3 protein-coding genes are annotated in these 1,912 nt (G+C 63.8%); all 3 read right to left on the bottom strand.

Going from position 1 to position 1,912, the window contains the following annotated elements; all coding sequences use genetic code 11:
* Window positions 1-507: hypothetical protein (locus GX108_05235; GenBank protein NLO56441.1), on the bottom strand; the 507-nt coding region annotated here is incomplete at its 3' end.
* On the bottom strand, window positions 507-1,490 hold the full coding sequence (locus GX108_05230) for a carbon-nitrogen hydrolase family protein (protein NLO56440.1): 984 nt from the start codon (window positions 1,488-1,490) through the stop codon (window positions 507-509). The genes GX108_05230 and GX108_05235, both read right to left, overlap by 1 nt.
* 17 nt (window positions 1,491-1,507) lie before the next feature.
* Window positions 1,508-1,912, bottom strand: a 405-nt coding sequence (locus GX108_05225; protein ID NLO56439.1) for an alanine--glyoxylate aminotransferase family protein, incomplete at its 5' end; no start/stop codon positions are given.

Genomic DNA, 1,912 nt, shown 5'->3' with positions numbered 1-1,912 from the left:
TATGCCCCAGTACCTGGCCGCCGTCACGGTGGAAAGGGCCCTGGCAGACTCCTTCCTTTCCCGGGCGATCCGGTCCAGGACTTCCTTCGGGGGCGTGATCATGGCTTCAGGCAAGGTCAGCTTCTCCGATGGGTACTCCACGGCGGCCACATTGATCTGCCTCGAGACCGCCGCCGGCTTTCCCTCCCGGGAGTACCGGATCTCCAGGGTTTTCGCTCCCGGCTTCGAACTGCCCACATCGGTCCCCAGCAGTGCCATGGCCTCGCAACTCCCGCCGACGGTCTCCGTTTCCAGCGACAGTTCCTTGCCCTCCCAGGAGAGGACGACGTCCTCCAGCGCTTCCGGGGAGGCGACATAGACCAGGAAGGGTCTTCCAATGGCCGTCTCCCGGGGAGCCAATACAGTCAGACCCTCGGAAGGGTGGGCCGCCCCGGCCCAAGCCAGGAGGATAGCCAGGGCGGCCAGGATCCTCATCCCTGGAAAGGAGAACGCTTTCCGGCGCGTCATCAGCTCTTCACCGGCCCCGGGTCGCCCGCGGCGTCGCCTCCGTCCGTGTAGGACACGCTCGCCTGGGGTTTTTCGTTGACCGTCAGTTTCAGAACGTCGGGGCGGGCGTAGTGACCCACCACATCGAAATCATAACGGCTCTCGGCGATGAGACCCATGTCTAGGTCAGCGAAGATGATTTCCTCGCGGTCACGGACCGGCCCCGCCAGGTATTGGCCCAAGGGGCCTATTATGGCGCTCCCGCCGGGACACATGATCTCGGGCTGGCCTTCCAGGTCGGTGTAGCAGGCCAGGTCTTCGGGGTACATGGACTTGTGGACGTACTGGTTCACCGAGAGGACGAAGCACCGCCCCTCCAGGGCGATGTGCCTCATCGAGGCCTGCCACTCCTCCCGGGAATCCGCCGTCGGGGCAAGGTAGATCGTCGTCCCCTTGCCGTAAATGGCCGCCCTGGCCAGGGGCATGTAGTTTTCCCAGCAGACGAGGCCGCCCATCTTCCCGTAGGGAGTGTCGACGACGGTCAGGGTGCTGCCGTCGCCCTCACCCCAGATGAGGCGTTCCGATGCCGTGGGTTTCAGTTTGCGGTGCTTGCCCAGGAGCCTCCCGTCGGGGCCGAAGTAGAGCACGGTGCAGTAGAGGGTTCCCCCCTCGCGCTCTATGACGCCCATGACCAGGAAGGCCCCGTACTTTTTAGCGGCCTCGCCCAGGGCAGCGGTGGTATCGGAGGGCACCTCCACGCTGTTTTCGAAATACCTCCGGAAGTCCTTCCTCCCCTCGGGGGAGCGGCTGCCCACCACTGCACCGAAGGTCAGGCCCCTCGGGTAGGCGGGGATGAAAGCCTCGGGGAAGACGACGATCTTCGCGTTCTCCTTGCCGCAGGTCTCCATGAGGTCCAGGGCCTTTTCAAGCGTTCCCCGCCTGTCCATGATCACCGGGGCCGCCTGCACCACCGCTACCCTGACTGTTTTGCTTTTTGAATCCATCTCCATACTTCCTTCCTTTATTCGCCCAGGACCGCCAGGGCCTCTTCGAGGGCCGCCCCGGTGTCGTTGGTAAAACCTTCCTTTGAAAGGATGCCGCCCAGGGCCGCCAGAAAGAGAACGACGTTCCTCCTGTTGGAGCCGCTGCCCATGAGGCCTACCCTTATGATCTTGCCCTTGAGGTCGCCGAGGCCGGAACCCACCTCGATGGAATACTCGTCCATGAGCCTCCTCCTGACAACGGCCTCGTCCACTCCGCGGGGCATCTTCACCGACGTGAGGCTCGGGAGTCTGAAGACGGGCTCCACCAGCAGTTCCAGGCCCAGGGCTTCCAGCCCGGCCCAAAGCGCCGACGCGTTCTTCCTATGGCGGGCGAACCGATTTTCGAGACCCTCCTCGGCGATGATCCTCAAGCCTTCGTTCAG

Origin of the sequence: Thermovirga sp., from assembly GCA_012523215.1 — a bacterium.
In the GTDB taxonomy this organism is placed as follows: domain Bacteria; phylum Synergistota; class Synergistia; order Synergistales; family Thermovirgaceae; genus 58-81.
The sequence above is the reverse complement of the archived record's forward strand: the minus strand, read 5'-3'. Positions and strand labels throughout refer to the sequence as shown.

Coding starts and splice junctions, on each gene's coding strand:
- GX108_05230 (NLO56440.1), bottom strand. CDS start 1,490: ATGGATTCAAAAAGCAAAACAGTCAGGGTAGCGGTGGTGCAGGCGGCC.